The 23,466-nt window shown below is 56.6% G+C and carries 17 protein-coding genes, 1 tRNA gene, 1 pseudogene and 1 riboswitch; of the genes and pseudogenes, 15 read left to right on the top strand and 4 right to left on the bottom strand.

The annotated features are described in order from the left end of the window. Positions 1-133 precede the first annotated feature (133 nt). The 4 genes from M2Q46_RS18725 to M2Q46_RS02470 all read left to right on the top strand — a co-directional run bounded on the left by M2Q46_RS18725 (position 134) and on the right by M2Q46_RS02470 (position 2,660). On the top strand, positions 134-523 hold the full coding sequence (locus tag M2Q46_RS18725; RefSeq protein WP_367997715.1) for a DNA cytosine methyltransferase: 390 nt from the start codon (positions 134-136) through the stop codon (positions 521-523). A gap of 205 nt (positions 524-728) precedes the next feature. Continuing rightward, positions 729-1,202: a class I SAM-dependent methyltransferase gene (locus tag M2Q46_RS02480; protein ID WP_302356612.1), complete on the top strand. Its 474-nt coding sequence runs from the start codon at positions 729-731 to the stop codon at positions 1,200-1,202. Continuing rightward, the gene (locus tag M2Q46_RS02475; RefSeq protein ID WP_250757123.1) at positions 1,199-1,423 is read left to right on the top strand and encodes an AlpA family transcriptional regulator; all 225 of its coding nucleotides are present in this window, start codon (positions 1,199-1,201) and stop codon (positions 1,421-1,423) included. The genes M2Q46_RS02480 and M2Q46_RS02475 overlap by 4 nt, the downstream gene beginning before the upstream one ends. Before the next feature lie 16 nt (positions 1,424-1,439). Next, entirely contained in the window at positions 1,440-2,660 is a 1,221-nt protein-coding gene (locus tag M2Q46_RS02470) for an integrase arm-type DNA-binding domain-containing protein (protein ID WP_302356609.1), read from the top strand. 160 nt (positions 2,661-2,820) lie between these two features. On the opposite strand, the gene M2Q46_RS02465 is transcribed toward M2Q46_RS02470, so the two are convergent. Then, positions 2,821-2,897, bottom strand: a tRNA-Val gene (locus M2Q46_RS02465). 459 nt (positions 2,898-3,356) lie between these two features. Here M2Q46_RS02465 and M2Q46_RS02460 point away from each other — a divergent pair. The 11 genes from M2Q46_RS02460 to M2Q46_RS02410 all read left to right on the top strand — a co-directional run bounded on the left by M2Q46_RS02460 (position 3,357) and on the right by M2Q46_RS02410 (position 19,097). Continuing rightward, on the top strand, positions 3,357-3,773 hold the full coding sequence (locus M2Q46_RS02460) for a YkgJ family cysteine cluster protein (RefSeq protein ID WP_035267876.1): 417 nt from the start codon (positions 3,357-3,359) through the stop codon (positions 3,771-3,773). 368 nt (positions 3,774-4,141) lie between these two features. After that, complete coding sequence (locus M2Q46_RS02455) at positions 4,142-5,800, top strand: amidohydrolase (protein WP_302356607.1); 1,659 nt, start codon at positions 4,142-4,144, stop codon at positions 5,798-5,800. Positions 5,801-5,882: 82 nt separating this feature from the next. After that, on the top strand, positions 5,883-6,929 hold the full coding sequence (locus M2Q46_RS02450) for an NADP(H)-dependent aldo-keto reductase (RefSeq protein WP_035267880.1): 1,047 nt from the start codon (positions 5,883-5,885) through the stop codon (positions 6,927-6,929). 204 nt (positions 6,930-7,133) lie between these two features. Further along, positions 7,134-8,273 (top strand): quinolinate synthase NadA, encoded by a 1,140-nt coding sequence (gene nadA, locus M2Q46_RS02445; RefSeq protein WP_302356604.1) that lies wholly within the window; start codon positions 7,134-7,136, stop codon positions 8,271-8,273. Continuing rightward, positions 8,273-10,045 (top strand): L-aspartate oxidase, encoded by a 1,773-nt coding sequence (gene nadB / locus M2Q46_RS02440; RefSeq protein WP_302356603.1) that lies wholly within the window; start codon positions 8,273-8,275, stop codon positions 10,043-10,045. The genes nadA and nadB overlap by 1 nt, the downstream gene beginning before the upstream one ends. Positions 10,046-10,127: 82 nt before the next feature. Beyond that, on the top strand, positions 10,128-10,802 hold the full coding sequence (locus M2Q46_RS02435) for a response regulator transcription factor (RefSeq protein WP_035267896.1): 675 nt from the start codon (positions 10,128-10,130) through the stop codon (positions 10,800-10,802). Continuing rightward, on the top strand, positions 10,802-13,339 hold the full coding sequence (locus M2Q46_RS02430) for an extracellular solute-binding protein (protein WP_302356600.1): 2,538 nt from the start codon (positions 10,802-10,804) through the stop codon (positions 13,337-13,339). The genes M2Q46_RS02435 and M2Q46_RS02430 overlap by 1 nt, the downstream gene beginning before the upstream one ends. 153 nt (positions 13,340-13,492) lie before the next feature. Next, positions 13,493-14,518 carry an ABC transporter substrate-binding protein gene (locus M2Q46_RS02425; protein ID WP_226348896.1) on the top strand — a complete coding sequence of 342 codons (1,026 nt, stop codon included), beginning with the start codon at positions 13,493-13,495 and terminating at the stop codon, positions 14,516-14,518. Positions 14,519-14,589: 71 nt separating this feature from the next. Beyond that, complete coding sequence (locus M2Q46_RS02420; RefSeq protein ID WP_035267900.1) at positions 14,590-16,356, top strand: iron ABC transporter permease; 1,767 nt, start codon at positions 14,590-14,592, stop codon at positions 16,354-16,356. Next, complete coding sequence (locus M2Q46_RS02415; protein WP_083053668.1) at positions 16,353-17,423, top strand: ABC transporter ATP-binding protein; 1,071 nt, start codon at positions 16,353-16,355, stop codon at positions 17,421-17,423. The genes M2Q46_RS02420 and M2Q46_RS02415 overlap by 4 nt, the downstream gene beginning before the upstream one ends. Before the next feature lie 91 nt (positions 17,424-17,514). After that, a riboswitch (glycine riboswitch) is annotated at positions 17,515-17,602 on the top strand. Positions 17,603-17,735: 133 nt separating this feature from the next. After that, positions 17,736-19,097 carry a D-amino acid dehydrogenase gene (locus M2Q46_RS02410; protein ID WP_031232121.1) on the top strand — a complete coding sequence of 454 codons (1,362 nt, stop codon included), beginning with the start codon at positions 17,736-17,738 and terminating at the stop codon, positions 19,095-19,097. Here the strand turns inward: M2Q46_RS02410 and M2Q46_RS02405 are convergent. From M2Q46_RS02405 to M2Q46_RS02395, 3 genes and pseudogenes are all read right to left on the bottom strand, one after another. Then, positions 19,042-20,418: pseudogene (locus M2Q46_RS02405) on the bottom strand (ATP-dependent DNA helicase); the annotation flags it as partial. The gene M2Q46_RS02410 and the pseudogene M2Q46_RS02405 sit on opposite strands and share 56 nt — an antisense overlap. Before the next feature lie 797 nt (positions 20,419-21,215). Beyond that, positions 21,216-22,883 (bottom strand): VRR-NUC domain-containing protein, encoded by a 1,668-nt coding sequence (locus tag M2Q46_RS02400; RefSeq protein WP_203144794.1) that lies wholly within the window; start codon positions 22,881-22,883, stop codon positions 21,216-21,218. Positions 22,884-22,922: 39 nt separating this feature from the next. Beyond that, the gene (locus M2Q46_RS02395) at positions 22,923-23,432 is read right to left on the bottom strand and encodes a MarR family winged helix-turn-helix transcriptional regulator (protein ID WP_026482726.1); all 510 of its coding nucleotides are present in this window, start codon (positions 23,430-23,432) and stop codon (positions 22,923-22,925) included. Between the last annotated feature and the right edge of the window lie 34 nt (positions 23,433-23,466).

Here is a 23,466-nt window from a genome sequence, read left to right as displayed (position 1 = left end):
CAGCCCAAAACCAGGCGATCCCTGCCATCCACTGGCCGCTGGAGCACATGCTCCCGCAATCGCCTTTGACTGCAAGAGTAGTGGCCATAACGGATTTGGCATCGGCATAGAGATTGCCGGCACTCAGAGAGCAATGGCCAGCACCGGCAGCCACCAGAACGGAGGTGGCCACCAGGCCGTTGTCACCACTCTTGCCATCCGGGGTCGCGGCGACTATCACAATCTGGGAACCCGGACAGATGGTACGGCCAATGCGCTGCTCACTCCGAACGGCGGCCGAGCCGGAATAGGAGTTGGCGCTATCCATTACGGAATGCAGGTACGCCGCCTCACACCAGAGGAATGCGAAGCCCTGCAGGCATTCCCCCGTAACTACACACGCATCCCCTGGCGCAAGAAACCTGCTGACCAATGCCCTGACGGCCCACGGTACAAAGCGCTGGGTAATTCCTGGTGCGTTAACAACGTGCGCTGGATTGGCGAGCGCATAGAGCAAGTCAATCGAATATTGGAGAGCCGGTGAAACATCAGCATTCCAACAAACCCCTGCCCCGCCTTCGACACATCGAACCGGGGCAATTTTTTACCCTTCGCCATGACCCAGAAGTGCGTGTGCTCCTGCACAAAACAAGCACTCACGGTCATTTCAATAACGGATATGCATCCCTGTGCCATGAGCTCGACTTGAGTTGTATGGCTTGGAGTGAGAACGGATGGAGAGCCAGAGAATGACGGCTACTGTTTTAGATCCCTGCTGCGGTGGCCGCATGATGTGGTTTAACCGCCAGGACCAACGCGCTCTCTTCGGAGATATTCGCAGCGAGAACCACACGCTTTGCGACGGACGGGCCTTCAACATCACGCCCGATCTGAACATGGACTTCCGGGCCATGCCCTTCCCAGATGAGAGCTTTCGCCTTGTCTGCTTCGATCCCCCTCATCTGCGTCACGCTGGCCGGGAATCGTGGCTACGTGCCAAGTACGGAATCCTCAGTGATGACTGGCAGGACGATCTGCGTCGTGGCTTTGCGGAATGCTTCCGTGTCCTCAAGCCTGAGGGTGTGCTGATCTTTAAATGGAATGAGATCCAGATCCCCACGCGCCAGATTCTTGAGCTGACGCCACACAAGCCCCTATTCGGCCATCCCAGCGGCAAACGCGCCGACACCCACTGGATCACCTTCATGAAAGGACAGTCATGAACAACACCCAACATTCTCAAAAGAGCGCCCCCACCATCCACCCCGAAGGCCTGTACCGGTGGGACGAGTTCGCAGACCGCATCCCGTTTAGCCGCGAGACCTGGCGCAAAAGAGTACTTGCCGGGAAGGCGCCGGCCGCCAAGCTGGTAAGCAGAGCCTGCACAGCCTGGAAAGGCGAAGACATCCTTGCCTGGCTCAACAACCCCGACTCCTATAAATAAGAGGGAACCTAAAGACATGGCAAAGAAGATTCCACCGCTGACGGACTCAAAGTGCAAAGCAGCAAAATTCAGCAAGGGCGGTAAGAACCGCCTTTTTGACGGCGGTGGTTTGTACCTTGAGCTGCTCCCATCCGGTTCCAAGCGCTGGAGATTGAAGTACCGGCGTCCCATGACAGGGAAAGAAAACATCCTGACCTTCGGCCCTTATCCGGAGATAGGCCTTGCTGCCGCTCGGGAACAGCGTGAAAAAGCCAAAGCCCGATTATCAGAAGGCCTGGACCCTGTCGAGGCGCCCCCACCGGTGACAACGGGCATCACATTCAAGGCGGTCGCAGACGAATGGCTGGAGACCCGTCGGCCAGTATGGAGCGAAGGCTACTTTACGCGGATCTCGAATGCTCTTACCGCGAACGTGCATCCTTATATCGGCCAGCGCTCGATTTCCAGCGTGACCGGGAAAGCTGTGCTTGAGCTGGTGCAGCAAGTAGAGCAACGCGGCGCGCTAGAGATGGCTGCTCGGGTGCTGGAAGCAGTCGGCATGGTCTTCCGATACGGCTGCGGTACTGGCTTGATTCAGGTAGACGTCACACAAGGGCTACGGCAGTTTTTGCAAGAACGCCCACCGGTAGAGCATTTTCCGCACGTAGCAGAAACGGATCTCCCCGCCCTACTCGCCAGCGTTGAGCGCTATCACGGCAGACCAGAGACCCGGCTCGCCATCAAACTGATGATGCGCACTTTTCCGCGGACCAACGAGCTGCGCTGGGCGCAATGGAGCGAGATCGATTGGAAGAATGCCTTGTGGCTGATACCGGGCGAGCGCATGAAGGGGCGCCTGGCACAAAAGCAGAGTGCGCCCGACCATATCGTGCCGCTTTCAACCCAAGCTCTTACGATCTTGGAAAGCCTACGCCAGCACTCGGGGCACTTTCAGTACCTGTTTCCCAATGTCCATAATCGCCGCGGTGCTGTGATGAGCAGTGACACCATGAACCGTGCATTAAAAATCATGGGCTATGAGAGGCTGCAAACGGGACATGGCTTCCGAGGGTTGGCATCGACCATCATGAATGAGCACAGCGGCTTTCGCCCTGACGCCATTGAACGGCAACTGGCCCATCGCGATAGAAACAAGATTCGACGCGCATACAACCACGCCATGTACCTGGAAGAGCGCAAAAAACTGATGCAATGGTGGTCGGATTATCTGGACGAGCAACTCGAAAAAGCCTCGTGATTTCCATACCCCCATTCCTGTTACACCATACCCCCATCCATACCCCCAAACCATCTGGGACTGGCTTGGCGCAGCTTGGAACGCTGGGCAACAAAAAAGCCCCAAAGCATTGATCTTTGGGGCTTTTCTTGGCACAGCTTGGAGCTGTGTGCATGTATTCTGGTAGGCAGTACTGGATTCGAACCAGCGACCTCTACGATGTCAACGTAGCGCTCTAACCAACTGAGCTAACCGCCTGCGGTGAAGAAATGAAATAATAGATCTTCCCTATGGGGCTGTCAACACTATTTTGCGTTTTTCTATAAAAAAGATGATCTTTTTTATATGTCTTAGCTGGAAAAATTGCTCTCCAAGACCGATAAATCTTGTAATCCATTGTTTTATAATAATTAAACAAAAAACTGACGAATTCCCAGAAATTTATGTCCTTCCTGGCAAGGCAGAGACAAGAAACATATAGATACACTCAATCTGTCTCCAGCCAGCATCAAGCCACCTTACTGGCGCACGATTTTTCTATTCAAGTTCTTCGGGCAAAAATAAAATGATCGCTTTACGCCTGCAGATCATCAATCTCGTCCGAAACAGATCTGCGGCTGCTACGGGACACCTACGCACATGACTTGCTCTTCTCTCCCGCCTACCCCGACTCAACTACTGGATTTACCCGGCGTTCAGGAAACTACGCTGGAAGCGGTGCTTTATACGCCGCCCAATGACGAGATTTTTGATGAAAACCCCTGTCTAAGCTGCGGCGTGTGCTGTTCGCACTTTCGGGTGTCTTTCTATAGCGGTGAGTTAAGTGGCGAGACTGGCGGTACGGTGCCGGTCGAGTTGACCACCAAGGTTGGGCCGCTGCGCGCCTGTATGAAAGGAACCGAGCAAGGTGAAGGTCGCTGTATTGCCTTGCGTGGCACCTTGGGCCAGCCTGGGATTCATTGCGCTATTTATCCGGATCGCCCTACCCCCTGTCGTGACTACCAAATCTGGGAACTGGATGGCAGCCCAAATGTGGATTGCCAGCGTTTGCGTAGCAAACACGGTTTGCCTTTACTGCCTAACCGCCCACTGCCTGCTCCACCCGCCCTGCCGGAGCATGATGAGGCGGCCTGACACCCGTAGCTGAGCCTCTCTTGGAAAGCCTTCACTGCTGATGCGTGAAGGCTTTTTTGTTGGCTACCAATTGACACATAAAGCTTCTTTCACACGTTCAGAGATATTTTATTGCTTGAATAACTTTGGGCATATTCGTAGATCTCTCATTGTGTTTTTACCTATAGAAACCCCTGCTCCAGAGCTGTAGCCTTGAGGTGTTGGCTATCGCTTTTTTGAACTCTCAAAAACACAAGCAAGCTTTATCCAACACCTCAAACATCGTCATAACAATACTGGAGCAAAGAGACATGCGTTTTAGTCGTTCACGTTTAGCAGTTGCCTCATTGGCATGCCTGGCTGGGATCAGTACCCTCAGCCCAATAACATTGGCGGCCTCACCTGCCGCCGACCTGCTAATCGTGAATGGGCGTATTTATACGCAGAACCCGGAACAGGCTTGGGTTGAAGCCATTGCGATACGTGATGGAAAAATTGAAGCCGTGGGCAGTACAGAGCAACTGCAATCCAGGCGTGGAGACAAGACTCAGCTGATTGATCTTGGCGGGAAAATGGCTATGCCCAGTATCAATGAAGCACACTCCCACCCTGTATGGGGTGGCTTGAAGCATCTGTTCCAGTGCAACTTCCCTTTCACGGTAACGCCGGATGTATTGGCAAACACCTTGAAAGCCTGCGTGGCGCGTAGCGAAACGCTGTGGATTCAGGGAGGCCAATGGGACAGTGATTTCTTCAAGACTCACAAAATTGCTTCGCCGCGCGCATGGCTGGATGCCGTCTCTGGCGACAAGGCTATTGTGTTGACCGACGATACGGGTCACAACGCCTGGGTCAACTCCAAGGCTTTGGGCCTCTTGCAGATTGATGCCAACTTTACGCCTCCTAGCGGCATGACCGTCAAGCACGAGCTTGATAGCCGCGAACCCAACGGGGTTTTAGTCGAGGCCAATAGCTATATCCGTTCTTTTGTACCGGATTGGACGGATGATCAATATCTGAAAGCAGCGCGGTATGCCATCCAGGAGTCCAACCAATTCGGGATTACGGGTTTAAAGGATGCCGATGCCAGCGAGGCTGTTGTGCGCTCGTATTACAACCTGGCCAAACAAGAAGGTTTGAATGCCCATATCGCCACCGCCATCCGTATCTCTGGCAAGGACAGCAAGCATGTTTTTGATTTTGCTGAAATTGACCGCATCAGCAAGCAGTATGCTCTCCCTGACCTGAAGACCAACTACGTCAAGATCTATACCGACGGTGTTCCTACCGCAGCACATACAGCCGCCATGCTGGAGCCCTACGCGGACACTCACCAGGATGATCCTTTGTCCTTGGGGGCCTTGGTCGTTCCTGAAAATGAACTGGATCGCGTCGTCTCTCACCTGGATGCAGCGGGTTATGGTTTGAAGATGCATACCGCGGGTGATCGGGCTATTCGCGTGGCGTTGAACGCTATTGAAAAAGCACGCAACGCTAATGGTCCTCAAGGTTTGATGCACGAGCTCGCGCACTCGGAGTTTGTAGACGATCAGGACAAACCGCGCTTCAAGGCTCTGAATGTAGCCGCCGACTTTTCTCCCTATATCTGGTATCCCTCCGGTTTGACTGACGCCATCAGCTCGGTAGTGGGTGAACGCAGCAGGAACATGTTCCAGGCCCGTATGTTGTTGGATCATGACGCCACCATTATTGCCGGCTCGGACTGGCCCTCTGGTGTGAAGGACAACAACCCTTGGCCCGCGATTGAAGCTCTGATGACGCGCGCCAATCCCTTCGGGCAGCGGCAGGGTGAACAACTGGGCGCTGAACAAGCCTTGAATCTGACCGAAGCACTGCAGATTTTTACGCAGAACGGTGCCAAGGCTTTGGGCCGCGAAACAGAAACGGGGTCTTTGGAAACAGGGAAATCTGCTGATCTGATTGTGCTGGATCGGGACTTATTCAAGATTGAGCCTAGCGAAATTAGCGACACCAAGGTGTTGATGACTATTTTCCAAGGTCGTCTGGTGTACACAGCTACAAAATAAGCTGCCCGGCAGGCTGACTAAATACGCTACCATGCACGGTTTGTAGGGCCGCCCGGCCCTGCGCTTTCGGGAGTCGAAGCAAATGAAATACCGCAAGCTGGGCAATACAGACCTGGATGTCAGCCTGATTGGCTTGGGCACCATGACATACGGGGAACAGAACAGCGAGGCCGATGCGCACGCTCAACTGGACCTTGCTTTGGAACTGGGTGTGAATCTGGTGGATACCGCCGAGATGTACCCTGTTCCCCCTATGGCGGCTACGCAAGGTTTGACCGAGCAATATATCGGCACCTGGCTGGCTAAAACCGGCCGCCGCAAGGACATTGTTCTGGCCAGCAAAATTGCTGGCCCCCAACGTGACCCCAAACGCCCTGGTCATATCCGCAATGGCGGTACCAGCCTGGATCGCAAGAATCTGGAACAAGCCCTGCATGACAGCCTGCGTCGACTGCAAACGGACTATCTGGACCTGTATCAACTGCACTGGCCGGATCGCAGCACGGTGACATTTGGGCAGCGCAGCTACCCGTGGAAAGAAGAAGACACTATCCCCATCGAGGAAACCTTGTCGGTACTGGATGACTTTGTGCGTCAAGGCAAAATACGTCACATAGGTGTCTCCAATGAAACGCCTTGGGGTGTTTCGCGATTTCTGGAGCTGTCGCGCTCCCGCTCTCTGCCTTTGATTGCCACGATCCAGAATCCCTACAACCTGCTGAACCGCGTGTTTGAAGAGGGGCTGTCCGAATTCTGCCGTTATGAAGGCCTGGGTCTGCTGGCCTATTCACCTTTGGCGATGGGTGTGTTGACGGGCAAATATGACAACGGAGCTCGTCCCGAGAAAGGACGGTTGACGCTGTACGACCGTTTCACGCGCTACGATGCTCCCCGCGCTCGTGAGGCCGCGTTGGCCTACAACGAACTGGCTCGCGAATACGGTTTGACGCCTACCCAATTGGCCTTGGCCTGGGTGAACCAGCAAGCCTTTACCAGCAGCAACCTGATCGGTGCGACTACGCTGGAACAACTGCGCGAGAACATCGCCAGTGCAGATGTTCAATTAAGTGATGAGTTAGTTGCCAAGATCAACGCTATTCATCACCACACTCCGAACCCAGCGCCTTAACTGGCTTTCACCCCGCCTTGGGCCCAGGCGTCCAAGGCGGGGCACCCCTCTTTTTTCTTTCCCTACCCTGCTCTTGTGCTTGCAGTGTGCTGTTTTTTTATTTATGCTCAAAAAAAGCATAACAATAGAGACGCGCTTCTTTCCGATCAGAAATTCATATTCCCCATTTTTTTATTCTATTTATGCTCAAAATGAGCATCAAGGATGAACATGATTCAGCATTTCCCCGTGGATGTCTGTCAGCCCGACGCCAAGGACGCCTTGAGCCGTCAGATTACCTGGCATGAAGTTCCTTCCAAACTCAATCTGCAAAGCGATAAGGCCGCTTTGAAACAAGCTCTGGCCAAGCAGTTGAAAGAGCAAGACGCCGTACTGGTGGCCCACTATTACACAGACCCGGATATTCAGGATCTGGCCTTGGAAACCGGTGGCTGCGTGGGCGACTCTTTAGAAATGGCACGCTTTGGGCAGGAACATGAAGCCAGCACGGTCTTGGTAGCCGGCGTGGGCTTTATGGCTGAATCCGCCAAAATTCTGAGTCCTGAAAAGCGCGTACTGGCCGTGCATGACGAGGCGACGTGTTCTCTGGATCTAGGTTGTGCCCCCGAGGACTTCAAGCAATTCTGTGCTGCGCATCCGGATCGGGAAGTGGTGGTGTATGCCAATACCAGCGCGGCTGTCAAAGCCCAGGCGGATTGGGTGGTGACGTCCTCCATCGCCCTGGACATCGTGCGGCATTTACATGCCCAAGGGAAAAAAATTCTGTGGGCACCGGATCGTCATTTGGGCTCTTATATCCAAAAGCAAACCGGCGCAGACATGCTGCTTTGGCAAGGCTCCTGTCTGGTCCATGACGAATTCAAGGCCGATGGCTTGAAAGCCTTGATGAGCGAACACCCCGATGCCCAGGTGCTGGTACATCCCGAATCACCCGCTTCTGTTGTTGCGCTGGCGGATGTGGTTGGCTCGACAACGCAGCTACTGCGCGCTGCCATCAATCGTTCTGCCGACACCTTTATCGTCGCCACCGATCAAGGAATCTTGCATGCCATGCGCCAGCAAGCGCCGGGCAAAACCTTTTTGGCCGCCCCTACCGCGGGCGAAAGTGCTACCTGCAAAAGCTGCGCCTTTTGCCCCTGGATGGCCTTGAACAGTCTGGAAGCACTGCATCAACGATTAAGTCAACCAGGCCCTGGCATTCAAGTAGATCCTGACCTGCGTGAAGGCGCCCGACGTTCTTTGCAACGCATGATGGATTTTGCTGCCGCTCAGCAGAACAATTTGCGCGTTAGTGCTGACCTGGCCGAGCACAGTCAGCAGTTCCAGCATGTAGGAGCTGCTTGATGCAATCAGGCTCGACACAGACGGAGGTGTTAATCATCGGTGCGGGGCTGGCTGGCACCAGTCTGGCTCTATCCTTGCCCTCCACCATGAAAGTGACTCTGCTCAGCAGCGCCCCCGCTCCCTGTGGGGCCAGCCCGATGGCTTTGGGAGGTCTGGCCGCCGTACTCAGTGCCCAGGACAGTCTGGAACAACACATTGAAGACACGCTGGAAGCGGGTGCTCGGCACTCGGATAAAGAAGCGGTGCGCGGGATTTTGCAAGCCGCGCCAGAAGCGGTGCATTGGCTACTGAAAAAGCAGGTTCCTCTGGACAGAACGGAAGATGGCCAATTGCACCTGACTCGCGAGGGTGGGCACAGCCAGCGACGCATCGTACACGCGGCCGATGCCAGTGGTTACGCCATCATGCAGGCTCTCCTGCCCCAATTGACTCAAGCCTCTCATATCCAGCAGCGTACAGACTGCCTGGCATTAGACCTGCGCCGCAATGAACAAGGCGCGGTGGCTGGCGTGGATATCTACGACCAGCACAGCCGTCGCTACGAAACCATGTTGGCGGATCATGTCGTGTTGGCAACTGGTGGGCTAGGTAGCCTGTACGCGCACAGCACCAATCCCGATAGCGCCTTGGGAGAAGGCATTGCCCTGGGCTGGCGCGCTGGTGCGGCGATACGCGATCTGGAGTTTGTGCAGTTTCATCCGACCTGCTTGCATGCGGAGGGTCCCACCTTCTTGCTAACCGAAGCCTTGCGTGGTGAGGGTGGACATCTGCTGGACAAGCAAGGTCGCCGCTTCATGCCGGATTACGACGCCAGAGCGGAACTGGCTCCACGCGATATTGTGTCGCGTGCTATTGCCACACAGATGCGGCAAGAAGGTAGCAGCCATGTCTGGCTGGATGTACGCCATCTTGGTGCAGACATTTTGCAGCAGCATTTCCCGAAAGCATTGGAAGAAGGTTTGCGGCGAGGACTGGATTTACGTCAGGATTGGGTGCCGGTAGCGCCTGCCGCGCACTACAGCTGCGGAGGAATTGAAACAGACTTGTCAGGCCGCACAACGGTAGCTGGTTTGTACGCCGTGGGTGAAGTAGCCTGCACAGGTTTGCATGGGGCAAATCGATTGGCCAGCAACTCCTTGCTGGAGTGTGTCGTCATGGGGCGCGCTACTGCCCAAGCGATTGCTGGAAGCAAGAGAATCCAGCGTTCAGCTTTGGTCCCTGAGACAGATGTTGCAAATACAAGTTCGATGTCACGTTCATGTTCATACAAGAACTCCAATCCAAACTCCAGTTCCAGTTCCAGTTCCAGTTCCAGTTCCAGTTCCAGTTCCCAGGCTAGTGTCGGCCCGAATTGGGGTTTGAGTTTGAACGCTAGTTCGCGCTCGACCCCAAACCCAAGACATTCCCTTATGACTGCGGCGGCAGCCAATGCAATGGAAAACATAATCAACGACAAAGGACGTCACTATGGCAAAAACAATAGCTATAGCAACGGCAACGGCAACAGTAAAAACCGCAGCCCATCCACAAACAATCCACCCTCCCTGCCCGCCTTGCGCAGCTTGATGCAAGAGCATGTCGGCCTGTTGCGCAATCGCCAGGGCCTGACCTTCGCCCTGCGCACCCTTGATGATTGGCGCGAACAGATCCGCCAACTCCCCTGCACCCAAGAACAAGCCAGTCTAAGCCTGCAACTGGACACAGCCTGGCTGCTGACCCAGGCTGCCTTGGCTCGTCCACACAGCCTGGGGGCGCATTTCAGGGTCGATTAGGTGCCTGCCCTCCATGGGATAGAATAAAAAAATCAAATCAAGAGGCACCTCAACATGCAGGAGCCCATCCGATGGAGGCAATATGCGATTACTCATGGTCGAGGACAATGAGGATTTGGGAGAGGCCATCGCCAGCCGGCTCAGCGCAGGCGGTCATAGCGTGGAGTGGGTCATGAATGGCGAGCAGGCCCTGCGCTATCTGGAAATGGATAACTGGGACGTCCTGCTCTTGGACATCATGCTGCCCGATCAGGACGGCTTCAGTATTTTGCGGCATCTACGTCGGCAAACGCCCAGCTTGCCCGTACTGGTCATGACGGCTCGCTCAGAAATCGAGGACCGTGTTTCCATGCTGGACCTGGGGGCGGACGATTATCTGGTCAAACCCTTTGATCTGCGCGAACTGGAAGCACGGCTGCGCGCCCTGATGCGTCGCCCCGCTACCACGCAAGCAGAAATCTGGCAGTTGGGACACGTCAGTATTGATATCGCAGCGCGGCGCATCAATAGCCGGGATCAAACCGTGGAGTTCGGCCAGCGCGAATTCTGCCTGCTGGAATTGCTCCTGAGTCGTGCCGGGCAAGTCGTCACCAAGGAACGGCTGATGATGCAACTGTTCAACTTTGATGAAGACTCCAGCCCCAATGCCGTAGAGCTACATGTCTCCCGTCTGCGGCGCAAGCTTAGCGATATTGCCATTCGCATCGACACGGTGCGTGGCACCGGCTACATGGCTAGCCTGGGCGATGTCAGCTAATGCGCCGCGCCCTATCCATCCAGCAGCGTGTGCTGGCGCTGGCGGTGTGTCTATTGGCCGCCGCCCTTTTGGCCCTGGGTCTGGCGTCACGCCAATACGCCCAGCGCGCTGCCGATTCCGCTTATGACCGGCTTCTGAAAGCCTCCGCCCTGACCATTGCCAACGCTATTCAAATTGATGAAGGCGAGCTCTCCCTGGAACTGCCCTACTCGGCCATGGCCATGCTGCCCGAACAGGAACACATTTTTTACAGTGTGCGCTCCACCAGTGGGCTGATTTCCGGCTACCCGGACTTGGGAGACGCCCTCCCACCCGCCAACAGTTCTGAACCCCGTTATGACACGATCAGCTATCACGACACGCCCGTGCGGGTCGCCACGATCGGGCGCTTGCTGACAGGTGAGCACTCATTGGGCCGGGGCTGGATCACCATACGCGTGGCCGAGACCTTGGGAACCCGGCAGGCGCTGGCCGACGAGCTGCTGGGCCGCAGTACCTTGTCGCTAACGGGCCTGATTTTGCTGGCACTGATGATTACCAGTCTGGGAATACGCCGTGCCTTCGCCCCCTTGGCAGAATTGGAGACCGCGCTTAGGGAGCGCTCTCACGACAACCTGCAGCCCATAGATACGCCAGTACCCAAGGAAATTCGCCGCCTGGTCGACACTCTGAATGCCTTCATGCAGCGTCTGCAAACCGCGGTAGGCACCCTGAACAACTTGGTCGCCGATGCGGCCCATCAGATTCGCACGCCTTTGGCGGCCGTGCACCTGCAAACCCAGCTAGCCATGGATCAGCCCGGCTCGGAGGCCGTACGCCCGCGTCTGCAACGGATTCTGAACAACACCACCCATGCTACCCATTTGCTGAACCAATTGCTGATGGATGCCACGGTCAGCCATCGTCTGGATCGCAGCACCATGCGCCCCTTGGACGTGCCCCCACTGATTCAGGAAATCCAAGGGCGTGTGGACCCGGACCGTGCGCATCGGCTGCAAGTCCACATTACCCCTTCGGCGCGGCGTGCCCAGGTCTTGGGCGACCACGTTTCACTGCGAGAAATGCTGCGCAACGTGATCGACAACGCCATGCTCTACAGCGAGGAGCACATTTCGGTACGCATCTATACCCGGCCCAGTGGCTTGGTGGTATTTGATGTTTCTGACCTGGGCCCCGGCATCAGCGACGAGGACAAAACCCGCTTGCTGGAGCGCTTTCAGCGCGGCCCCAGCAGTCAAGGTAGACCAGGCTCGGGCTTGGGGCTGTCGATCGTGCGCACAGTAGTGCAAGCGCATCGGGGAACCCTGCTCTTGCGTGATCACTCGCCGCAAGGGCTGACGGTCCGCATCGAAATCCCGGCGCTGATCCAAGGTCCCAAACCTGCAAACACCCTGCCACAGACGCTGGCGATTCTGGCCTTGGCATTGACGGGCCTGCTTGCAAACCCCGATACCACTCATGCCCAGGACAAAATCGCACGGCCTGATATGGGTATACGCAGTCATGAGTACCCGGCGCTTGCTCCCAAGCAAAAAACAGACGATCAGCCTTTGCTGGTGATCGCGGGTCCTACCGATACGGAGCTGTTTGAAGTGCTGGTCCACGACTTCCAGCAAATCCAGCCTCAGGTCAGCATTCTCTACCACGAAATGGACTCCACGGCCCTGTATCGGCATACCACTGAAGGCAGCCTGCCTGACACGGATTTGCTGATCAGCTCGGCCTCGGACTTGCAGGTGAAGCTGGCTAACGATGGCTACGCTCGCCCCTACTCGTCCAGCCTGACCAATGCCATGCCCAACTGGGCACGCTGGCGCAATGAGGTGTTCGGCTTCACACTGGAACCGGCTGTCATCGCCTACGCCCCGTCCCGTTTACCGCCCGATTTACCCGCCTCCCGCGAGGCCCTGCTCCGACTGCTGGAGCGCAATAGCGGCAGCTTGATGGGACGCGTCGGCACCTACGACATCCAGATCAGTGGCGTGGGCTATCTGTTTGCGCTCTACGACGAACGCACCTCCTCCACCTTCTGGGGGATGGCCAATGCCCTGGGGCGTGTCGGCACCCGCTTGTATGCCAATACCGGCGCCATTCTGGACGATCTGGACAATGGCACTCTGGATGTGGCCTACAACGTGCTGGGCTCTTATGCCCGAGCCCGTCAAAAAGCCGGTTCGGACATTGCCATCGTCGTTCCCAGCGATTACGTCTCGGTGTTTACCCGCAGCGCCCTGATCCACAAACAGGCTCGTCGACCGGATTTGGCCGCCACTTTTATCGATTATTTGCTCTCGCCCCGTGGACAGCAAACCATTGCGGGTCCGGCTGGATTAGGCCCGCTCAATGCCATCGAAACCGGCAGCTGGTTTACAAAACCCGTTTCAAATCAATCAATTGGAATCGTTCAACCACTTATCCTGAACCCTTCCTTGCTGGTGGGTCTGGACCCCACTCGACGCCAGCGCTTCCTACAAAACTGGCGGCGTCTGGTCACGGACACGCCCACCGGACTAGGGGATGTTCCCTATCAGCAGTGACAGGATGCTGACAGCTAGTGTCAACACAATGGAATGACATTGATCCTAAAAAAGTCCCGCATCATGACGGGACTCCAAACCAAGGAGACTCGAATGTCAGCATTCACCATCCCTAGCCGCCTTAGCCTGCTAGCCCTGTCACTCAGTGCCAGCATGCTTGCCGGTCAAGCGGCCTGGGCACAAGGCGATCAAGCGCAAGCCGCCGAAAAAGAAGGCAAGGTCATCGTCTACTCAACGACCGATACCAAGGCAGCCGCTCCGCTGATTTCCGCCTTTGAAGCGGCCAACCCCAAGATCAAAGTCGAATACCACGACATGAACAGCACCGAGCTGTACAACCGCTACATCAGCGAACAAGCCTCGGGCAGCAATAGTGGTGACGTGGTCTGGAGTTCGTCCATGGATTCGGCCATGCGCCTGGCCACGGACTACGCCGCCAGCTACGCCTCCCCTGAAATTCCCTCCCTGCCCAGCTGGGCCGTTTGGGAAAACAAGGCATTTGGCACCACCTACGAGCCTACGGTGTTCATCTACAACAACCGTTTGATCAAACCCGAGGAAGTGCCCAAGACCCACGCCGAACTGGCTAAATTGGTCGAAAGCGATAAGGACCGTTTCCGCAACAAGGTCACCACCTACGACATCGAGAAATCCGCTGTGGGCTATATGCTGGCCGCTCAGGACAGCAAGAAAGGCGACAGCTACTGGGATTTCATCAAGGGCGTAGGCTCGGCCAATCTGGTTCTGCAATCGTCCACCGGCACCATGATGGAGCGCGTCAGCTCGGGTGAAAACCTGATTGGCTACAACTTGCTCGGTTCGTATGCGGAAACCCGCGCCGCCAAGGATAAAGCCATCGGCATTGTGTACCCCTCGGACTACACCCTGGTTCTGTCGCGCGTGGCCTTCATCAGCAACAAGGCACAAAACCCCAACGCTGCCCGTGTCTTCCTGGACTACATGCTGTCCAAAGACGGTCAGGACATCCTGGCCAACAAATCGGAACTGGCTTCGATTCGCTCTGACGTGGAAGGCGATAACGACGTGGACGGCCTGACCAAGAAACTGGCGGGTGTGGAACTGACCCCCATCCCGGTGGATTCGTCCCTGCTGGACTTCCTGAAACAAAAGGAACGTCTGGACTTCATCAAGCAATGGCGCGCTGCCGCCAATAAGTAAGACGCTTCGTCTTTGAATCGGGTGGCGGCCCCTGCCGCCACCCCGCCTCTTTTCCGCCTGGAATCCTTATCATGCAAGCCTTACGCCTTCGGTGGCAGGCCTGGCCGCGCCATGTCGTTGTTCTGATAACGGCATTGGCCATTTATGTGCCGCTTAGCCTGATCATCATCCAAAGCCTGCTATCCGCCCCTTTCTTCGCGGCTGACAAGTCTCTGGGGCTGGATGCCTTCCGTTTTATTTTCGACGACCCGGACTTTTACAAAGCCCTGGGTAGCGGTTTCATCATGGCCTTTGGCCTGGCCGGTATCTCGATTCCTTTAGGTGGCATTCTTGCTTTCCTGATGGTGCGTACCGATTTGCCGGGTCGTACCTGGATTGAACCGCTGATTCTGGTCCCCATTTTTGTCTCTCCCATGGTGCTGGGCTTTGGCTACATTGTTGCCGCCGGGCCTGTCGGATTTTTCTCCACCTGGACGCTGGACCTGATCGGTTTTGTGCCCTGGAACATTTATTCCTTCACCAGCATTGTCATCATTGCCGGTCTGACCCACGTTCCACACGCCTACCTGTACATTTCCTCCGCCCTGCGCAGCATGGGTTCGGACGTGGAAGAAGCCGCCCGTAGTGCCGGTGCCAGCCCTTGGCAAGTAATGCGCTCGGTCAGCCTGCCCATGGTTCGCCCGGCCATTCTCTATGCCTGCGTACTGCTGTTTTTCCTGGGCCTGGAAGTGTTTGGTCTGGTTCTGGTGCTGGGTGATCCCGAGGGCCACCTGGTCCTGGCCACCTACTTGTACAAGCTGACCAACAAGCTGGGCATCCCGTCCTATCACCTGATGGCCGCGGTTGCCGTAATTCTGATCGCCATGACCATTCCTCTGGTGATGCTGCAACGCCGTCTGATGCGTACCGCCAACCGCTTTGTAACCGTCAAGGGCAAGGCTTCCCAAGCTCGCTCGCTGCCACTGGGCCGCTGGCGCTGGGCTGCCGCCACACTGGTTGCACTGTGGCTGTTCTTTACCGTGATCGTGCCGGTTGTCGGCGTGGTGCTGCGTGCCTTTGTGTCCAACTGGGGCATTGGGGTGTCGCTGATGGACGTGCTTTCTCTGGATGCATTCAGACAAGTCTTTGGGCAAGCCAACCTGCTGCGCGCCATTCTGAACTCGATCGCGATTGGTGTGTTTGGGGGTGCCTTGGCAGTGATCTGCTACACCTTTATCGGTTTGGCCATGCACCGTAAGCCAGACGGTATCACCCGCTTCCTGGACTACAGCGTACTGGTGCCACGTGCGGTGCCCGGTCTGCTGGCCGGTCTGGCCTTCTTGTGGATGTTCCTGTTCGTGCCCATGTGGCTGGACCAGTCTCTGGAAAACGGCTGGCTGTCGGTATTGCCCATGGCGGAATGGCTGCGAGGCTCGGTCGTCGGTCCCATGCGTGCCCTGCGCAGCACCATCTTCAGTGTGTGGCTGGCCTATAGCGTGGTTTGGATGGCGTATGGCTTGCGCCTGATCTCCTCTACTCTGCTGCAAGTGGGTCCTGAACTGGAAGAAGCGGCCCGCAGTACAGGCGCCCGTCCCGGTCAGGTCACACGCCAGATCACCCTGCCTTTGGCAAAATTCGGCCTGATTGGCTCCTGGTTGCTGATGTTCCTGATTTTCGAGCGGGAATACTCCACCGGCGTGTACCTGCTAACACCCGGTACGGAAACCATCGGTTCCATGCTGGTTTCCCTGTGGGCCACCGGTGCCATCGACATTGTGGCTGCCCTGTCTTTTATTAATATCGTTCTGGTGGTCATTGGCCTGACCATCGCATTGCGCTTCGGAGTGAAACTACGATGACCGAGCTGACTGTAGACAATATCCACCTGGCCTACGACCGCAACCCCGTTTTGAAAGGGGTCTCCATGAGCCTGAACAAAGGCGAAGTGGTTTCCCTGCTGGGTGCCTCGGGCAGCGGCAAAACCACCTTGCTGCGCGCCGTTGCCGGGCTGGAACAACCATCCCAGGGCCGCATCGCCATCAATAATGACGTGCTGTACGACTCGCAGGCCCGTATCGACCTGCCCGCCGAAGCCCGCAATCTGGGCCTGGTGTTCCAGTCCTACGCCTTGTGGCCACACATGACGGTGCAGGAGAACGTCGCTTACCCCTTGACGCTGCGCAAGACACCCAAAGCGGAAAGCCGCCAGAAAGTGGACGCCATTCTGGATCAGCTGGGCTTGAAAGGTCTGGGCGAACGCTACCCCAGCCAGCTGTCTGGCGGGCAACAACAACGTGTCGCCATTGCGCGTGCTCTGGTCTATAACCCGCCTGTGATCTTGCTGGACGAGCCGCTGTCCAACCTGGATGCCAAGCTGCGCGAAGAAGCCCGCGTCTTCCTTCGCGAGCTGATTGTGCAGATGGGTTTGTCGGCTTTGATGGTGACCCATGACCAGGCGGAAGCCATGGCAATTTCGGATCGGATCTTGCTGCTGAATGGTGGCGAAATCGAGCAGCAAGGTAGCCCGCAAGAGGTCTACAGCAATCCCAAGACACTGTACACCGCCGAGTTCATGGGCTCGAACAACCGTCTGCAAGGCAAGGTGACGGAACAACGTGACCAGCAAATTCGCCTAAGTGGGCCCGGCTGGGAATTGTGGGGCCATGCCGCCGCTCCCCTGAACGCTGGCCAGCAAGCCACCGCCGTGATTCGTGTCGAACAAGTGCAGTTGAATGCACAACCCGGCCCCGATACGCTGCAACTACAACTGTCCACCAGCATGTACCTGGGCGACAAGTGGGAGCACGTTTTCCGCATGGCCGACCCGTCTGCCGGCACCTTGCGTGCTTTCGGGCCCGAGCCCCTGCCCAGTGGTGTGCATCACCTGCAATTGCCACCCTCCAAACTGTGGATTTACCCCTCCTGATCCCCAGCCCAAACCGGGAGTTGCCCCCAGCGGCTCCCGGTTTACCCTGATTGCAAACTTTTGTAAGCACAGCTACTGTAGTCGCGTCACTACAGGCGGTATGAAAGAGACCTGTTCAGTCAGGCGCCGACGGAGCAACCACCCCGGAATCTCTCAGGCAAAAGGATCGTACCAGCCCGACACTCTGGAGAGCGGCGTTTGACGCCCACCGAAGGAGCCCAGCCAGACACACAGGTTGGATAAACTCTCAGGTCACAGGACAGATGGGGTATTGCCACTACTCGGTGGTAATTCACCTGTCAGGAGCCTGTTATGTCGCATATTGCCGTCATTGGCGCCGGTATTTCCGGAATCACCACCGCCTACGCCCTCAGCCTGAAAGGCTATCAAGTTACCGTTATCGACCGCCTGCGCTACCCCGCGATGGAAACCTCCTTCGCCAACGGCGGACAGCTGTCTGCGTGCAACGCCGAAGTCTGGAACAGCCGCAGCACCATTCTCAAGGGCTTGAAGTGGATGATGCGCAAAGACGCCCCACTGCTGTTCAACCCCAAACCAAGCTGGCATAAATACAGCTGGATGGCGCAATTTGTGGGCGCGATTTCCGGTTACGAGCGCAACACCGTGGACACCGTCAAGCTGGCCATCAGCGCCCGCGAGAATCTGTACCAGTGGGCCAAGGACGAAAACATTGATTTCGACCTGGAACAGCGCGGCATTCTGCACATCTACCACACCCCCGGCGGCTTTGAATCTGGCAAGAAAGTCAGCCAGCTGCTGCACAAAGGCGGCTTGGAACGCCGCACGGTTACCAACGAAGAAATCCACCAGATCGAACCTGCTCTGCAAGGCACCTACTACGGCGGTTTCTTTACGCCTTCGGACGCCACAGGCGATATTCATAAATACACACGCGGCTTGGCCGATGCCTGCGCCAAGCGCGGCGTGAAGTTCCTGCAAGATACGGAAGTCCTGGGTATTGATTGCGGCCCACCACACCGCATCCAGTTGCGTACCGGTGAAGGCGCTGAAGCCCACACCCATACACTGTCTGTGGACTCCTTGGTAGTTTGCGCTGGCGTAGGTAGCCGTCACTTGGCCCATATGCTGGGCGACTACATCAACATCTACCCGGTCAAAGGCTATTCGATCTCCGTGTACCTGGATACGCCGGAAGCCCAACATGCCGCCCCTTGGGTCAGTTTGCTGGACGAAGAAGCCAAGATTGTGACCAGCCGTCTGGGCAAGGACCGCCTGCGTGTGGCCGGTACGGCGGAATACAACGGCGCCAACAAGGACATTCGCGCCGACCGTATCGCCCCGCTGACCAACTGGACCCGTCGCAACTTCCACGACGCGGCTACCGACCGTGTTGTACCGTGGGCTGGCTTGCGCCCCATGATGCCGGACATGATGCCGCGCGTAAAAGCAGGCAGCCGCCCTGGCGTGTACTACAACACCGGCCACGGTCACCTCGGCTGGACACTGTCAGCCGCCACCGCCCAAATCATTACCGAAGTGATTGCCCAGAACGAGCGTCAGTCCGCACCTGCTCAATTTGCCACCAGTCCGGCAGCAACTGCTGCACCCGCCGCTGCCCATAGCGCTCGTCCAGCAGATACACAAAGCCTTGATCCTGTTCATCGCGAATCACACGACCCGCGGCCTGTGTAATCTTGCGCAGTCCCGGATACAGATAGGTATAGTCATAGGCCCGACGCTCCCCAAAGAGCCGGGCCATGACTTGTTTGACGGACTCATTGGCCGGATTGAACTGCGGCAAACCCAGGGTGGCAATAAAAGCACCGATCAAGCGTTTACCGGGTAAATCCACCCCTTCCGAAAACGCCCCACCCAGCACCGCTAAACCCACTCCCTTCCCATCCAGCGTGAAGCGGTCCAGAAACTGCGTTCTTTGCAGATCGCTCATGCCCGGTTGCTGATGCCAAAGCGGCATATCCGGCCAGCGCTCCTGCAAGGCCTGACTGACCTGCTGCAGATAATCAAAGCTGCTCAAAAACAAGAGATAGTTGCCCGGCTGCTCCTGATACGCCTGCCCGACAATATCGCAAACGCCGCTCAGGCTCTGGGCCCGGTCGGCATAGCGCGTGGACAGACCGGCATATTGACGTACCCGCAACTGCTCAGCCCGATAAGGAGATGCCACGTTCAACTCTGCTGTGCTGGGCGGCAGACCCAAGACATCACGATAAAACTGCGAAGGGTTCATGGTGCCGGAGAACAGCACCACACCGTGCGCGTCGCCATAGCGTTCGGCCAGAAACGGAGCAGGCACGATATTGCGCAAGTTCAGGAGCACGCCATCGCGCTGCGCCAAAATATCGAATAAGGAATGCGAGCCGAACTGGCCGGCCAGGTCCACAAAGTACAGCAGCTCGAAATAGAACTGCAGCAAGGGGCTGTCTTGCGGCATGGGATTCTCGGCCACATAAGCCCCTAAACGGGCCGCCAGATAGTCGCACTGCTCCAGCAGATCCTCCGGGATCTTTTCCAGCCCCCATTGGTCACCGCCTTCCTCAGGTATCAAGTTCTCCATCAAGCGAGTCAAAGGGGCGAAATGACGCTTCAAGGCCGAAGGCGAGGCTTTACGCGCCATGCGCAACTGCACTTGCGAGAAAGACGCGGAATACATGGAACGGGCTCGTTCAACCAGATTGTGAGCCTCATCCACCAGAACCGCGCTGCGCCATTGTTGGGCCAGGGTCTGGCTATACAGCACCGCATGCGTGTCGAAAAAGTAGTTGTAGTCGCCCACAATAGCGTCTGCCCAACGCAGCATCTCCTGGCTCAAATAATAGGGGCAGACCTGATGCTCGCTAGCCACTTGTTGCAAGCGCTGGCTAGTCAGCATGGGTTGTTCCAGAGCTTGCTGACGAGCAGCCGGAAGACGGTCGTAAAAACCTTCGGCCAAAGGACAGGACTGACCATGACAGGCCTTATCCGGATGGGGGCACTGCTTGTCACGGGCCACCATTTCCAGCACCCGCCACGCACCCTCGCCTTCCGGGCTTAAGCGCTGCAAGGCGTCCAGCGCCATTTGCCGACCGGAGTTCTTGGCCGTCAAATAAAACAGCTTATCCAAACCCGCCTCGGGCATGGCCTTCAGGCCTGGAAATACGACGGCCAAGGTTTTGCCAATACCGGTGGGCGCTTGGGCTAAGAGGCACTGTGCGTCACGTTGGGCCCGGAACGCGGCCACGGCTAGCTGTCGCTGACCGGCACGAAATTGTTCATAGGGAAACTGCAACGCTGTACAAGCTTGATCGCGCGCCAGCCTGTGTTTTTGCTCCTGCCGCCCCCACTCTACATAAGCGCGGCATTGCTCCTCGAAAAAGGCCCACAGCGCTGCGCGCTCCATATACTCGGAGATGCTGGTCTCTTTGTGCTTGTCCACGTGGTAATACACCACGCTAACCGTCATCCCCGGCAAATCACGCTCCTGGCACAAGATGGCGGCATAGACCTTGGCTTGTGCCTGATGCAGACGTCTATGGTGCTCGGGGATAGCATCAAAGGCCCCACGATAGGTTTTCAGTTCCTCCAAGCAGTTGCTGACAGGATCAAACCCATCGGCTCGACCACGCACCAGCAGTCCTTCCATCTCGTACGACAGGGGCACTTCGGCTTCATAGTGCTCGGGGCGACGCAGCTTTAGCTGCTGGTGGCCAAGGATACCTTCCTGTGCTGTGGCCGCAGGCGTAAAGCGCAGGTCCAGATCCCCGCTACGTGCAGTAAATTCGCATAAGGCTCGTACACCTACCGTCCAGGCTTTCATGGCGATTCAGGCCGGGTCACATAGCAGATACGCGCAGGGATGGCATGTTGCTCGAAATAACTTAACCAACGCCGCTGGTTGTCTTGCAAGCGATCTCCGGGGCCTTTTACCTCAATCAATTCATAGCTTTGCTGAGGCGGCATGAAGCGCACCAAATCCGGCAAACCGGAACGGTTGTCCCGCCAATCCTGCAAGATACGCTTGAACACCAGCTGCAAATGCTGGGCGGGGATGCAATGCAAGGCCTGATCAATCAAGGATTCGTTCAAGGCTGGCCAGATCAGCAAGGGACACTGTATGCCGCGCTTTTCCTGCCAGCGTTGCCAGATCACGGTTTTATAGTCTGCGCCATCCAGCACACTTAAAGATTGATCAAACAAGTTTTGCCTGCGCGACACAAAGTCCGGGTTACCCCAATCGGCCGGACAGGCTTGATAAGGGTGAAAAAATGCACCGGGCAAGGGAGCGAAAATGGCATCCCAGCTCAACAATCCCAATAAGGCCGGAAACAAGGCGTTTTCTACGTAAAAAACCGGAGCCAAGGGACTATCCCAATGGGCCAGCACCTGGGACTCGACCCGATTGCCGTCATCAAACAAAACCAGATCACTACGCTGCGTGCGGCTTGTAGGTTTAGTGGATGGCGGGCTGGGCGGAGCTTCTACCGCCAGTTTTCGACGCAGCCGGGGCAGCATACGCAGCAGCTTCTGGGTTTCACTCTCATTTTCGGGCTGCTCCCACGCCTGACAAAACAAGGGCCAGGCCCCTTGATGCTTGTCCTGACGCTCCAGCACCCGCAATTGACGGTAACGGGCGCCCGGCCAGTTGGTCTGCACATAGGCTTGCTCGGCCAACGGCCACCAATGTTGGCGCTCGGCTTGCTGGCCTAGCTGAAACAGGGTTTTCGCCTTGCGTCGTTGAAGCCAATCACTGTCGGTCTCAACAGCCTGAACAGCGGCAAAACGTTGGGCCCACAGATCTGGATCGGCCTCGTCTTGCGCATCACGCAGCTCGGACAGAGTTTCATACAGGCGCACGTCCTCATTATGTCGAAACGCCCGACTAGCCTGATCCAGAACCACAGTTTCATATCTATACAAGCCAAGATCGCTGAGCACGAACTCGGACCAGTCCTGGTAATGATTGCCAAAAAACAGCAGCTGCAAACGCTGTGCCCAATGCATGACTTGTGGTGAGAGACGAAGCGTCGGGGCTTGCAGGCCAGGATCTGTGCACCACTGCGTAAAAGGCCGGGCCTGTTCACCCTGCGTCTGGCCAATCCATTCCAGATAGTCTGACTTGCGCCCGGTGGCTGGCAGCTCACTGAACAAGCGGCGCAGCTCGGGAACGGTATGGACAGCAAACAACGTTTCCAGATCAAGCTCAGGATCGGTTTCTATCAGCTCGCAGGCCGCCAGCTCTTGCACGGCCTCTTCCAGATTTTCGATCTCGGCATAACGCAGCTTGTCGATACGGAACACCGGGCCTTTACGCATCAGCAAGCGTACCAGCAAGGCTTGCGCAGGCTGGGAAGCATGTCCAAAACGATGGCCACATTGGACGTGTTCAGGCTCCAGCAGGTCGGAACTGGCGTGCTGTACCCACTGCAAAACCTGGTGGAAATTGTGCAGATAATAAAAAGGAGGAAGCTCGGGCGGAATCATAAGCAGGCTGTGTATATATCCAGCTACTTTAGCACTCCTTCAAGCCGGGCGCGACTCCAACAAGCGCATCCAGTCCCGTAACAAGGTATTCAGGTTCTGGCGCTGCGTGGCATCCAGCCCTTCCAACAAATTTTCTTCATTGGCCAAATGATCCACCACGACCGCATCCACACAGGCCAGACCCGCAGGGCTCAAACGCACCAGAATACGGCGGGCGTCTTCCGGGTCAGCAATGCGTTCGATCAAGCCCTGCTTTTCCAGGCCCTGCAAGCGATGCGTCATGGTGCCGGAGCTAACCATCAAGGTGGAAAACAAGGCGGTAGGCGCCAAGGTATACGGCGGGCCGGAGCGGCGCAGACTGGCCAGCACATCAAATTCGCCCAGCTGCAGGCCGTGACGCCTGAAGTTCTCGCTCATTTGTTTTTGGACCAGTTGAAAGCAGCGTGTCATGCGGCCCAGCAAGGCCATGGCGTCCAGGTTCTGCAAGTCTGGCCGCTGCTCGCGCCATTGATTAATGATCAGGTCTACCGCGTCGTGTTCTTCGCTCATGATTTCTCGATTTCGATATTTATCTTGATATTAA

The organism is Alcaligenes sp. YSL9, from assembly GCF_030515105.1.
Classification (GTDB): Bacteria; Pseudomonadota; Gammaproteobacteria; order Burkholderiales; family Burkholderiaceae_B; genus Alcaligenes; species Alcaligenes phenolicus.
The sequence above is the reverse complement of the archived record's forward strand: the minus strand, read 5'-3'. Positions and strand labels throughout refer to the sequence as shown.